Below are 13,016 nucleotides of genomic sequence, written 5' to 3' on the forward strand. Positions count from 1 at the left end.
GATCGTGCGGTTCATGCGTTCGACCTGGCCGTTGGTCCATGGGTGCCTTGGCTTTGTCGTTCGGTGGTCGATATCGGCCTTGGCGAGTGCCCTCGTCTTTCGGCCAATCCGTTGCATAGACGGTCTTTAAGGCGGAGTCCTTGTAACGGACCGTGCGGCTACGAGCCGGCCTCGGCTACTTTGCGTCCGAATTGGCGTTATGCTAGTATCGGGGATTTATTTGCTAGGAGTGGGACATGGGCATTAACGATATTTCGACAGATCCATTGGCTGACCTCGAGGACGCTTGTGACCTTATGGATGGCAATTGCGCCGGGCGCACTCACTTCATCCTCCACCAGACCGTGGACGGAAAGCTCACCTACGACACAGTGAAGCCTTGGATTGGGAAAAAGCGTAACAAGTCGCACGCGGTAATTCTCAAAACGGGAGAGGTGGTCCATTTGTGGCCATTCCAAGAGACGAACGTGTGGGCGACGAAGGCAGAGTCCGGCTTGAAGCCAAAGAACGGAAAGCTGCTAAGTTCGACCTTAAGGGCAAGGCAATTAACATTGAAATAGACTACGAGGAGGGGGGCTCTCCGAACTCGGCGCAGTACACGAGCCTAGCGGCTTGTTATATTGGCGCTTGCCGTACGGTCGATCGAGTTCTCACGATCGTGCCACATATAGAAGTCGATCGCGGGATTCCGGACGGCCACAGTGACCCGCAGAACTTCAATTACACGGGATTCTACGAGCGATTGAACGATCTGGGCGTGGACATGGATCGGGTTCCTCGGTTCGACCATGACCGATATTGGGCAAAGGAGTCGTACAAGGTCCCGTACGCGGATGATTGGTTTTCGTGGCCACCGGTGCTGACCGGCGACCCGCATGCCAAACCCAAGGGGGTCGAGCGAGTGGCGAGCCCGCACGGCGATCAGCGCGAGTGGGCAGGGATGCTGTCGAAAGATGCCAGCTTTCACCTCGTTTCAACTGGCGCGATTGGGGTCAAAGAGTTCGATCGCCTTATGCGAAGACTTGAGCAGGAGAGGGAGATTCTTGCCGAGGAAACCGAGGAGGGGGATGAAAACTGAGACGACCACGCGCCATGATCTTCCAAACGTTGATCATTACTGGGGCAGCGGCATTCTGAGGCGAGCCAGTGCTCGAGAAGGTTCCGCCGTTCTGCGCGGGCAATCGGGTGTATTTTGGGAATGGCACGAATGGCGGACGGGAGCTAGCATCTTGTGAGTCATCTAGGAATTGCTGAAACTCCGAGCGGAAAGACTGCCAGCGCAAGCTTCAGCTTGTTGAAGTCACTCAGCTGTGCGAGCACGGGCCGGTTTGCAGGTGCATTATACGGGGAGGGCGTGTAGGCGACTTCAAAGCGGTCGAGCACGCGATCGGTCGAGGCGCTCCATCGGCTGGTAAACGCGCCTTTCAAGATGCAGATCGGGGCTCGTTCCGCGCCACCGGTTTTGAGGGGCGCCAGTCCCCCCAGGATCCGATTGAAGAGCGGATCCGTCACGCTTTTGCCACCGGCAACACCAAATCGACGCTGGCGCCCTGGTCAAGGAGGTCCTTGCCCCCCCCGGCGTCGGCGCGAAGAGCCGCTTGAGGGCCCGGAGCCGGCCGGACGCTCGCAGCGTCGACGCATCCGGCGAGCCGACGAGATTGGCGCAGTTGGTCGATTCCCAGTCATCGGCGTCCGGGGCCTCGTAAACGGCGTTCAGGGTGCCGTAGCGCGAAGTGATGGGCAGCGGCGCCTGTGGCCCATTGCTAAAAAAGATCTAGATTCGAGCCCAAACGGAACGGACTGACATAGCGCAAGGACCCAGGCGGGCGCGGTGGGTAGGGTTGGTTGTTATCAGTATGGGATTGTGCCTTTGCAGACCAAGAAATTTCGAGAGGCCCGGCTGCCTTGGTACACTATCTATCCGGCTGTGTCGGAGTTCTCCGGGGCGGTCGGCGCCGAGGCTTATGAGGCATGGCTCAGGAACCTGCCGGCTGAGGATCCGGTGTCACTCTATCTGCACGTTCCGTTCTGCCGATCAGCCTGCTGGTATTGCGGCTTCCCAACCACCATCACCCGCCATGATGCGCCCATCCTCAACTATCTGGCGGCGCTGCGTGACGAGATCCGTCTGGTTTGCGAGCGAGTGCCGAAGACGCTGCCCGTGAGCGACATACATTTCGGCGGCGGAACGCCGTCTCTCATCGGACCAGCCGAGTTCCTCGCTCTGATGGAGTTCCTGCGATGCCGCTTCGCCATCTCGAAAACAGCTACGGTCGCCATCGAGATCGATCCACGCACGCTCACGCCCGAGATGGCGGAAGGCTTGGGAGCGGCCGGCGTGAACCGCGCGAGCCTGGGCGTACAGAGCTTCGATCCCATTGTTCAAAAAGCGATCAACCGAATCCAGAGCGAGGCCCAGACGTCGGCTGCCGTGAAAATGCTGCGCCGGCATGGAGTAAACCGGATCAACTTCGACCTCATCTACGGCCTGCCGCGTCAAACGGTGGAGTCGTGCGTCGAGACGGCGAGGGCGGCGGTCGCCATGCGCCCCGACCGGCTTGCCTTGTTCGGCTACTCGCATATCCCATCCCAAATAAAGAACCAGCGCCTCATCGAGGCGGAATTTCTTCCCCACAGCGCTGCCCGCGCTGAACAGCATACGGCTGCCGCCGTGACGCTGGTTGCCGCCGGCTACCGAGAGATCGGGCTCGACCATTTCGCCTTGCCGCACGACGAGCTCGCGCTGGCACAGGAAACAGGTCGCCTGCGACGTAACTCGTTGGGCTACTCTGCCGATACCTGCAGAACCCTGATCGGTTTCGGCGCGTCGGCTATCGGCCGCTTTGGCCAGGGGTACGTTCAAAACGAAGTTACACGGGATTTCTACATCCGGCACATCGCAGCTGGCCGACTGGCGACATCGAAGGGCCATCGCCTCACAGACGACGACCGCCTGCGAGCCGCAATCATCGAGCGATTAATGTGCGATTTCGAGGCTGACGTGCCGGCAATCTGTGTCGCCCACGGATCTGATTTGATCCGTCTTCGCGGTTCAGATGAGCGTTTGGCGATGCTGGCCAAGGACGGAATAGTGGACTTCGAAAACGGTTTTGTCCGCGTACGGCGGGAGCATCGCTTTGGGATTCGCGCTGTCGCTGCCGCATTCGATGCTTTTAGGGATGGCCTTCCGTATCCCGCAGGTGAGGGCAAGCACACAACATGGAAGCTAACACAGGGAGTATCTTTTGCCGGAGAGAACGAGCTGCCATCGTGCGGTGCCCGTTAGTAGTGAAGCGCCCTAAAATGTCGACATAGGCGTTGGTGAACTGGACCGAACCACGAGAACAGCCTATCCAGTTTGTTGTCGGCAGTTAGTTCGAAAAACAAGGGCTTCTAAGCGGTAAACACATGCTAATCCATTTGATTTACGGGCCGACCTGCAGCGGCAAGACAGACGTTTCAATTTAAATTGCACGAGAGACCGGACGGTCGGTCATTGCGTTGGATCGTGTACAATGCTGTCCTCAAATCGCTACGCGCAGCGGGCGTGCCTCGGATCCCGAACTGCAATCTACCCAGCGGGTTTACTTGGATACGCCTCCTAACCGCGGGCACATCCACGCCGTGACTGCCCGTCGTAAGCTGATCATGCACGTGGATGAGCTTAGATCTTAGCCTGGGCTCACTCGAAGCCGGCTCGATCTCCCTTCTCAATTCACATGGCGCGAGTCAGCATCGGGCTGGCGCTTTCAGTGGCATGTAAGGCGGTTGCGGCTCGGCAACTCCGATGCCTTTGTAGAGAGAGCAAAGCGGTTGTGTGCGACAAGTTCTGCAAAATGGGGCGGCCATGATGCTGGTCATGCGGCTTGGCGCAGAGCGAGCTTCTTGTGCTCGCGCAGGTCGTCCATGTTGATGTATCGGTTGGCCTCCATCCAGTTTTCATTGGTCTCGACGGCCAACGCCCTGACCAGGCGCGGCAGCTTTCGGTATTGGGGAAGATGCGCACGACATAGGTGCGCCGGCGGAGAGCCGCTCCAGCGTGTTGGTGGATTTGAGATGCTTATGGTGCTGTCTCGGCAGCCTGAAGAAGGTCAGGGTTTGTTCGATGGCATCCTCGGCCCAGCCTGTCAGACCGGATAGCGGGCCGACCATTTGGCAAGCCATGCGGCAAGATCAGCCCTGGCCCCTGCGAGATCGTGCCGGTCGTAGAGCCAGCGCAATTCCTGCAGGCAGTCGTCGCCGTGCTTCCTCGGCAGATGATCGAGCGCGTTCCTGAGGAAGTGCACGTAGCAGCGTTGCCAGGCGGCTTCGGGGATCACCTCGCCGATCGCTGCCACTAGGCCGGCATGATCGTCGGACACGACCAACCCGATGCCCTTGCTTTGACGGCAGCGCTGGCGGTCTTAACTTCAGTCTTGGTCATGGTGGCGTTCCTTCGCGGCAATCGGTGACGTGAACAATCACCAGCCTGCCATGACCGCCCCCTCTCAGCGAATTTGCAGAACTCTCAGCACACTACCCCGACGTACTCACCCGGATAGTCCCGGCGATCCAGACGACCTGCTGCTGCCGTGCCGGAGCGGATCAGCTCGACGAACTCGTCGCGGTAGGGGTCGACGCAAAACGAATACGACAGCGTCATCGACACTTCGCGCCCAGCGGCATGCGCCAGCCGCGCGGTCTGCCGGATCGCTTGCTTGGCGCGCGGCGGGTCCCCCAGATAGCCCTCGAAATAAGTGACCTTGGTGCCCGAAGCCTTGTCTGGTTCGACATCGTCGGGCCGAGTTCGAAGCAGGCGCCGAGTTAAGCGCTCGCCATCGGGCGTTACGAAGTTCATCGAGCATGCCGTCGGTGGTTGTCCCACTAGCGGTTCGGTGTCGAAGGCGACGCCCTCGGCGTGGATGTCGTGGGCGTAGATCTCGCCGAGCGCGTCGTTCGTCACCTGCCGAAGAAGGCGGCGCGCCCGCCGAAGCTGCCTACGCCGGCGGCGGTGTTGCCGGCGCTGCATTGCCGATGCAAAGAACGTCATAGTCCGGCGTCAATGTCTCCGCTTGGGAACCCGCCGGCCTTCTTACCACGCCGGCCGGGCGCGGGTTTGGCAAGTGGGCTTTCCTTTTGCCAATGCGTTCGTTCCCGGCCCTCACGGGGCGGCGAGTCCCTGCCACCTGAGGCTACATGGCGGCCGTGGAGATTACCTCAGCAGCGGCGCCCGATAGGAAACCTTAGCACCTCCGCGCTTTGGCGTGGCTGCTTGAACTCTTCGACGGCAACCGCCTCAATTAGCAGATCCAAGGCTTCGCGGCCCCTTTGACTCATCGGGTCATCCCCACAAAGGTAGTCATACGCTCGATCTAAATGCCCTCGGGCGGCGGAAAAATCGCTTGTCATATCATAGAACCCTCTCCATCCGCCCGCATTGCCGTTTACGAGGTGAAGGTGGTGCAATCGTCAATATATACAGACAAATTTGAATTAAATCGGTGATGATCATAGAGGTCGAGTCCCCGACCTGACAGCGCCATCGAGCCCGCCGACGACCACTCGCTGGCGCTCACGGGCGCGGCGCTGAGTAGTGAAGCGCCGTAAAATGTCGACACAGGCGTTGGTGAACTGGACCGAACGACGAGAACAGCCTATCCAGTGTGTTGTCGGCAGTTAGTTCGAAAGTCAGCCGAAGCCGGCCTCCCCAATGGTGGGTCGAGCCTTCGCTTACCCCGTGCTTGCCTCACAGATCCGCGACCGAGAACCCAGCCTCATGCTCCCGCCCTGCCGGGGCCTAGGTCCATCAAGCATGAAAGGAACACGTCGGAACCTGGGATATCGCTTGCCCGGCCGGGCGGCGATAGCCTGTCGGGGCGGGCGAGGAGCCGTAGCCGAGTGATGAGCGCACAGGAGAAGTCTGGCGTGAATGGGGCGATGATTGTCAAGCTTTGCTTTTCGTCAACCATCTTGCATGACCGATTGGCGACCATCTCCTCATCCCGACCTTATATTACCCGTCGCCTGTCGCCGCCAGCGCGCAGTGACTTGTCAAGGATGGAGGCCCGCAGACCCCATCGCGCGGCGACTTGTCCTTGACGGTCACGATCACGGCGGCAGGTTTGCCGTGGTCGGGGAGCCCTTCCTTGGGCGGAAGCCGACGACAGTGTTCGAGGGGAACTCGCCATGAGCCGGGTGCGCAGAGATCGTCCGACGCTCTTGTATTTGCTGGATCCCAGCCGGCTCCGCCTTCGATTGCCTCGGTAGCTCGGTAGCCTGAGCGCGTCGGCGGCATCATGCCATTATCATCCTACGAATTGCATGCTCCATCGTCCTGGACGAGACCGGTTTGGCTAGCCAAAGGACGAAGGTCTGATTACCAGATGTGATCGGCATGGGGTCGCTTCCACCAACGACGATGATGGGCACCGTCATCAGGGTGGTACGTACGGCTTCGGGCTGTCCTGGCCCGAGGAAAGTCGCTTGATCGAAAATGAGGAGGTCGGCTGCCTTCCCGCTCTCGATCCAGTCGCAAAGACTTTCGAAGGTCGCGAAGCCGACAGGCTTATAACCAAGCGCGGCGATCTTATCGTTGTAGATCTCCAACGCTGCTGGATCGGGCTCCACGACTGCAATGATTTCTCCATTGCCAAGTGATCCATCGTATGGACCGGAAGCGCTATCAGCTCTGACCTGCTCCTCAGCGCAGGCCGGTAAGTAGAGATCGAAGCGTGTACCTCGGCCAACAGCCGAGGTGACGTCAAGGCATCCTGCGAGCGCGCTCACATGGCGGTCCACTGCAGCAAGACCCAGTCCGGTCCCGCCGACGCGAGAGCGCGTGGTAAAAAAGGGCTCAAAGATGTGCGGAAGCACCGAACTTGCGATTCCTTGGCCATCGTCGCTGATGGAGAGGAGAACGTAATCTCCCGGTTTCAAGGTGCCCTTAGCCACGGGCTTCGTTTGACAGACGTGAGCGCGAGAAACGCTAATCTGGACACGGCCCTCATTCAAGAGAGCCTCCGACGCGTTCTTGCATAGATTCATAAGGATTTGCTGTAACTCGGTCGGGCTGCCCTCGATCACCGTTTGCCACTCGTTGATCTTGAAGTTCAACTGAACATCCGCACGAACTGTAACCCGCAGCAATGGCGCTAGATCCATTACACTCTCCGAGACGTCGAAAGGCATCGTCACGCGCTTCCGAGTTCGGCTTAGTGACAAAATTTGATCAATAATCAGCTTGGCTCGGTTGCTGGCCAAGATAATTTGGCCGATGTGGCCCCGAATTCTCGAGGGGCGGCGCACAAGACCTTTAGCCATCTCTGCGTAGCCGACTATTGCTCCTAGAACATTATTGAATTCATGTGTAACGCCGCTTGCGATTGTGCCGACAGCCGTCAGCCTTTCCGCATGCTCCCATCGACTCTCAAAAAGGTTACGTTCCGTGTGTACACGTTGCATTTCAAGATGGTTGCCTAAACGCACAGTAGCGCTCGCCAGAACCAGGAGGTCGTCTGTGGAGGGTGGTGAGCGATCTCCTTCAAAAACAAGGATACAAACCGCAGCCTGCTGATCGGAGGCCCTGCAACCAACAATTTGACAAACACCGGTAGTGCCTACGGCAGTCCGAACCACTTCCGACGCCGGAACGACGCGAAACACTGGCTGTTCCGGGTGTACAAGTGAGACGACTTCATGGATTAGCGCGGCGTTCCAGACGCGCATGCGCTTGTTCGCGACAAAGTACTCGGTATTCCTGCTGATACTCGGATCCACCAGAGCAAGCGCGCATTGATCCGCATCGAAAACGCATTGAATGAGTCTAAGCGCTGCTTCGGTGGAGAAGCGCCGCGAAGCCTTCGTTGCTTGACTGTCGATGAAACAAGCTTCGATCTCACTCATCGCCGCTTCAAGCTCTAACCGCCTTTCCAACCGGTTCGTCCGCACATGCTGCGTGGAGGCTCGAATGGTCGCAAACAAGCAGAGGCATATGGACACCAAGCCAAAGAAAAGTCGTGTACGCTGCGCTTGCGCGCTGGCGAAGCTGTAGGCTTTCAGATGTTCTCGCTCCAATTCGGCAGCCTTGGCGAACGTGTCGAAGGATGGGATCCGATTGACAGCGCGGTCCAACCTCAACATTGAGGACAGGATAGCGCGGCCCTCGCGGGCAACATCCTCCGTGACTTGGTCCTGGCTAGGAGGAAGTCGGCGGAGAGACTGATCGATTTGTAATGCGAGGCTGAATCCCGGTCTGGCCGAAAATTGAAGGATCAGATTGGAAAATTCAGGCCTGTTCGACACTCCCCCCCGAAGGCGATTAGCCGAGCGAGCAAAGCGTACGAGAGAGCTTTGCAGAAGCTCATTTTGCGCGGCCGAGGCCGAGATGGCAGCTTCTGTGTTTTCGAGGGACTTTTTGAGCTGTGCAACCAACCTGGAGTGCACCCCGGAGCTCTCATTGGGCGAAATCTCAACAAGGCGTTGGTAGTTTTGAAGGTTCCTTTTTAATGCTTGCCCGGTAGAAGCAACGGAACGGAAGTCCAATACCATGTCGGCGCGGGCGACGTCTCGCTGGAGCAATGCGTAGTTGATCTGAATCGTCCGCAGTTCGCTTAGGACCGCCTCGTTGATCTGGGGGTCTTGCCACTGTATCGCGACCAAGAGCGCAACCGAGGCCACTAGGGCCATCACAGAAGCTTTGTCGGTACTGAGCCATTTTTCCCAAACGAACGGCGTTTGAGCCGCGGTGCGTGCCTTGCGAAGGTCCGATTTGAATTCTAGCTCCCCATCGCGTCGGTGTGCGGCCGGATGCTGCTGGAACAGGAAAGCCAAGTGTACCTCTCCCCCTCAAATAGGCGGTGTAGACACCGTTGCACTCTGCCCCCATGGCCCGCTGACCTTCCATTGAATCGCGGGCGTTTCGACCTCGACGGCGAGGCGCCAGCACAAGGCGGGCAACTGATCGCAGTTTTCGGAACTGGTCTTCCGAGAGATCATCGAAGGGGCATACAAGCGCACGCCTGCAGCAGCCGAGGATGATACCGGCCGGTCAAACGCAACTGGCGAGGGCCGGATCTGCTGTTGGCTGGCAGCTAACACTGGCGGGGCGGCGGCCTCGGCGTGCCTAGAGCCGGCTGCTGCGAAAGCGTCCGACACGCTTCCCTTGGGGTCATCCCGTCCATCGGGCATCCCTGGGTTGCTGAAAAAAGATGAGGCGGCTTGATGATCCTGCCCTCGCTGAAGCACCTCGCGAAACCCCTGTTCCAGTCGCAGAAGCTCCTCTGGACCGGTAGGCGGCTCGTCAGCTCGACCATCGAACAGCGGCCGGAGCGCCTCGGACACGTGCTGCTCAAAGCCCACTCGCCGGGCCTGGACCGCTTGCCCGTCTTCCAAGCCGGCATCCTGCACCTGCGACAAAGCTGTTACACGGGATGGATTACTATTTCGCGGGTTCATACTAGCCTCACATCAAACTGTATCGTCAAAGTCCTGCGCCAATTCACACAGCGGGTCACCGAGTTGAGATTCTGCGGAGAGCGCCTCCTCTGCTCCCGTCAAGGGCGCCGGCTCCGGGAGGGCGCCTGTCTGGCTTTCAAAGATGCGTTTCAGAATGCGATCCGAAAAATATCGCACCTTCCTCAATTTTAATGGTGGCAGACCTTGATGAGAACAATCTCGTACTCGTCATCGAGCAGCCGAACCTGTTCGGGACGCAACAGCGGTGCACCTTGATGTGAATTCTGAATGTTCCAGTCGAACGTTCGCGCCTGGCTGTAGGAAACGATTGGGCTTGAAATGTGAATCCACCGATAGGTTTGGAAATGTAGTTCGGAGTCTCGTCATCTACCTCGATGTTCCTAGAAGCGCGCCGGCAGCCCGGGCGGGGGGCTTGGGGTTAGACTGCCAGCGCACGCCACTCATAAAGAGCGGCCTCTTTTCGCGGTTCGGACACCCATAGTCAACCCGGCAACGTCTGGATGCCCGCTGTGCTTTTTGCAGAGCGGCGATGCCGGGCATATCGGCCGATCCTGTCTAGGATGGTGTGGCCACTCTCGTCGGCCGAGTTGATGCTCCAGCCACTATCGCCTTGCCGACCAGCACGAGTTCGCCGCGTCGGTTTGGCGATTTGACGACATAGGCTTGTTGGTCGGGCTTGTCACGTTGTCTGAAATTGGCCGGCCGAGGGCTGCTGCTGCTGAATTCATGCGGGCGTTCCAGTCACGGCCTTCGATTCGGCGATGGCTTGCAGGCGATGAACATGTATGGCGAGAGCAGAACGTTTGGGGCGGGGCGGGACGAAGAGGTTGCGGAGGGCTGACAAGGTCGAGACGAAGCGTTGCAGGCCTCCCGGCGATCGGACCCCTGCATCATCCGCTCCCGTTTTCGCGGCGGCACATGGGAATTCTCCGCTCCGTTGTTCAACCCCTTGTGCGACCGGTGCTTGACGTCCGGCATCACCTGTCGCTTTGCCGCTCCATACGAGCGCAGCTAGTCGGTGATCATGCGCTTCGGCGCGAGCCCCTGCTTCTTCCACAGCCGCGTCAGCAAGCGCAACCTCTCGCAGGGTGCGCTCTCAGAATTCGTTCCTGCGCAGCGGCGTTGTTATCTCGATACTGGATAAGCGTCGACGAACCTACGCGTCAGCGGACGCGAAATCCTCACCATCCTTCTGCATCGCGCTATTTGGCCTGCCGAAAACCCAATTTCGCCGGCACGCTGCCGCTGAATACGATGATCATCTCGCATTCTTGCTATGGAGGCTGTCGTCCTTCCTGGGCACGCGGCTGACGGCGACGAAAGCGGGTTTATTCATGCAACACCCCTTTTTGGCAGGCAAGCTGGAGGACTTCGGGATGTCGGGGGCGAATATAGCGAAGACTCCCGCCGCTCGCCGATGCATTCTGGACGCAACCGCATCGAGCCGATGTGTGTTCGAGACGCTTCGCGGCTGCAGTCGCCGAACGATGGCGTGGTTATGCGACCTGTTCTGCACGCCTACCCCCGTCCAGTCAGGCGTTCACGAAGGTGTTTGTCGAGAATTCGTGGAGAAAGTCCGCCACTTATCGTTGGCGAGGGCTTTGCTCCGGAGTGGCGATCGGTGCTGATCGACAGGCAGGCTCTGGCCAAAATCGAATCCCATATCGCAGATGCCGTCGCGAAAGGCCGCAGAATTCGATGCGGGGGCAAACGCATCGCGCGAATGGCACGTCGAACTATCGGTCCTGTCTCCAGCGAGATGACCATCGCGCAAGAAAGAGACATTCGGGCGGTTGGCGCCTGTGATTGCTTCGACGATGCGGATAGGTCGTGCATGAGGCCAACGACACGATCTACGGCCTTGCCGCCCACATTTGTGCCTCAAACGGAAGCGTGTTTGGCGTGTGGCCGAGGCCTTGGAATATGGCATGGTGGTATGAACACGGGACGCATGTCGTCGGAAGCCGCGCCTTTCGGCCGAGTGAAGCAGTCCGGCATCGGGCGGGAGGGTTCCCGCCATTGCCTCGAGGACTACCTCGAAATGAAATACCTCTGCAGGGCGGCATCTGAAGCATGGGCTTGCAGGGCTCGCAGACCGGTAAACCAGCGAGCCATCTCCAAATATGTGAATTGAGGATTGCTCCTCGACGGGAGCTGAGGGGCGGCTCCGCAAGCCTTACGACGCTCTTTGCGAGCCGTAGCTGCCGAGCTGGCAAAAGGCCGGGCTACGTCGCGCCAGCGCAATCGGCGCGCAGAAAATTAGGCCTACCCGCTCCGGGACCGCGGACCTCGTCAGCTTCTCGTAAGTATGCCCGAGTAGGTTGCTCAGCTGATCTGTGGACGTGAGGCTAGCGTGAACCGGCACAAATTTGACCTATCCAATGTAACAGGTTGGCGGCAGGTGCAGCCCCCGGCATCTCAAGAGCAAGCGGCACAGGCCGGGCAAGAGGGCTTTGAGCAGCGCTCGGGCGAGGCGCGCCAAGCCGCTGCCCAAATTCCCGCCCCCGGCGTTCCGGCTCTGCCAGACCCGTTCCATCCTCATCCGTCTCAGGGAGACCTGAACCTCATCGAAGGCGCGGCCCCATGGGAAGCGCAGCCCATGATGCAAGGGAGCGGACAAGAACACGCCGCGGCGCCGTACGCCGGAGGCAGTGGGTCGATGCTGGGTGCCTCGGTGCTGCATCCGGGTCACTCAACGGCGCGCCATCATCATGCGCCGGATTCGTCAGTGGTTGATCTGAATCCCCCCGCACGGGTCGAGTTGCGTGACCATGCTCGTTCTCTGCCGGCGGCGGTGCAGCCAGATCCTCCAGTAGTGGTCTCCGGTCGCGACAAGCGTCCTCTTTATTCCAACGATGCGACCGTTGTCGAAGGGCTGAGGTCAGCACTCTATGCCGGTAAGGTCGGGGAGCGCACGGTCACGGACCATGTAAATTCTCTTCTCGGCTTTGGTCGTTGGCTCTTTGATAATAACAAGCCGGGATTTGCTGCTCGGCTTGACGATCCGTTGCTGGATCAGGATCTCAAGGAGTACCAGCGCGAGAGTGGCTCCTCGAACGTGGCTAGAGCACTGGGTCGTCTCAAAGAGTCGGCGCGCGGAGCGCCAATGGTGGGCCGCGCTGCCCTGAATCCCGACCCTGTCGACGCCGAGCTCATCAGAGATTACAAAGCGGCTCTGGTCAAAAAGTACGAGGCAGCGCCTGCGACCGGGCCGAATCCCAAAACCATTCAGGACTATGCGGCTACTCTTAGACGTTTCAGTCAATACCTGCATGAAAACAACAGGCCGGGGATTGCGGCTCGGCTTTACGAGGGGTCGCTGGATGAAGATGCCAGGCGCTATTTGGACTCCAGTGGTAACCGGTGGATCAGTGCACTAGCTCATCTCCGGAAGTTCCCGCCGTACGCCGCACTCGGGCGCGAAATTGCCCTTGCTGCTCGTCCGGAAGACGCAGTCGACATGGAGGCTCGTGCCATTGGGGACGCCGCTGCGCAGCACAGCGGGCCGCAGGAGGAATACAGTTGGCCAGAGTATCTCCCCCCTGGGAAAGCTAATGAAGACG

General features: G+C 59.3%; 7 protein-coding genes and 6 pseudogenes. 5 read left to right on the forward strand and 8 right to left on the reverse strand.

The genetic code is table 11. The features are described from left to right. Window positions 1-75, reverse strand: a pseudogene (locus NKI46_RS31015) (integrase core domain-containing protein); the annotation flags it as partial. Between the two features lie 394 nt (window positions 76-469). Here NKI46_RS31015 and NKI46_RS30560 point away from each other — a divergent pair. Then, window positions 470-1,078: a hypothetical protein gene (locus NKI46_RS30560; RefSeq protein ID WP_352749628.1), complete on the forward strand. Its 609-nt coding sequence runs from the start codon at window positions 470-472 to the stop codon at window positions 1,076-1,078. Window positions 1,079-1,236: 158 nt separating this feature from the next. Here the strand turns inward: NKI46_RS30560 and NKI46_RS30565 are convergent, their stop codons facing one another. Then, the gene (locus tag NKI46_RS30565; protein WP_023671826.1) at window positions 1,237-1,512 is read right to left on the reverse strand and encodes a hypothetical protein; all 276 of its coding nucleotides are present in this window, start codon (window positions 1,510-1,512) and stop codon (window positions 1,237-1,239) included. A 358-nt stretch (window positions 1,513-1,870) separates the two neighbouring features. On the opposite strand from NKI46_RS30565, the gene hemN reads away from it, so the two are divergent. Next, a complete protein-coding gene (gene hemN / locus NKI46_RS30570) occupies window positions 1,871-3,286 on the forward strand; it encodes an oxygen-independent coproporphyrinogen III oxidase (protein ID WP_352749630.1) in 1,416 nt (471 codons plus the stop codon). A 182-nt stretch (window positions 3,287-3,468) separates the two neighbouring features. Next, on the forward strand, window positions 3,469-3,675 hold the full coding sequence (locus tag NKI46_RS30575; protein ID WP_352659220.1) for an isopentenyl transferase family protein: 207 nt from the start codon (window positions 3,469-3,471) through the stop codon (window positions 3,673-3,675). 182 nt (window positions 3,676-3,857) lie between these two features. Here NKI46_RS30575 and NKI46_RS30580 read toward each other — a convergent pair. From NKI46_RS30580 to NKI46_RS30605, 6 genes and pseudogenes are all read right to left on the reverse strand, one after another. Further along, window positions 3,858-4,388: pseudogene (locus tag NKI46_RS30580) on the reverse strand (transposase); the annotation flags it as partial. Window positions 4,389-4,570: 182 nt separating this feature from the next. Beyond that, window positions 4,571-5,004 (reverse strand): annotated as a pseudogene (locus NKI46_RS30585) (PfkB family carbohydrate kinase); the annotation flags it as partial. Window positions 5,005-5,196: 192 nt separating this feature from the next. Beyond that, window positions 5,197-5,388 carry a hypothetical protein gene (locus tag NKI46_RS30590; protein WP_023679698.1) on the reverse strand — a complete coding sequence of 64 codons (192 nt, stop codon included), beginning with the start codon at window positions 5,386-5,388 and terminating at the stop codon, window positions 5,197-5,199. A gap of 885 nt (window positions 5,389-6,273) precedes the next feature. Continuing rightward, window positions 6,274-8,808: a two-component system VirA-like sensor kinase gene (locus NKI46_RS30595; RefSeq protein ID WP_352749633.1), complete on the reverse strand. Its 2,535-nt coding sequence runs from the start codon at window positions 8,806-8,808 to the stop codon at window positions 6,274-6,276. 636 nt (window positions 8,809-9,444) lie between these two features. After that, a pseudogene (locus tag NKI46_RS30600) lies at window positions 9,445-9,820 on the reverse strand (type IV secretory system conjugative DNA transfer family protein); the annotation flags it as partial. A gap of 357 nt (window positions 9,821-10,177) precedes the next feature. Beyond that, window positions 10,178-10,527: pseudogene (locus tag NKI46_RS30605) on the reverse strand (DDE-type integrase/transposase/recombinase); the annotation flags it as partial. A gap of 424 nt (window positions 10,528-10,951) precedes the next feature. Here NKI46_RS30605 and NKI46_RS30610 point away from each other — a divergent pair. Next, window positions 10,952-11,587: an aldehyde dehydrogenase family protein gene (locus NKI46_RS30610; protein WP_352515271.1), complete on the forward strand. Its 636-nt coding sequence runs from the start codon at window positions 10,952-10,954 to the stop codon at window positions 11,585-11,587. Between the two features lie 219 nt (window positions 11,588-11,806). After that, window positions 11,807-13,016, forward strand: a pseudogene (locus NKI46_RS30615) (hypothetical protein); the annotation flags it as partial.

The organism is Mesorhizobium sp. M0615 (genome assembly GCF_040320805.1).
GTDB lineage: Bacteria > Pseudomonadota > Alphaproteobacteria > Rhizobiales > Rhizobiaceae > Mesorhizobium.

Bases quoted from the DNA above. Each gene is read 5' to 3' on its own strand.
- NKI46_RS30590 (WP_023679698.1), bottom strand. From the start codon at position 5,388: ATGACAAGCGATTTTTCCGCCGCCCGAGGGCATTTAGATCGAGCGTAT.
- NKI46_RS30610 (WP_352515271.1), top strand. From the start codon at position 10,952: ATGCGACCTGTTCTGCACGCCTACCCCCGTCCAGTCAGGCGTTCACGA.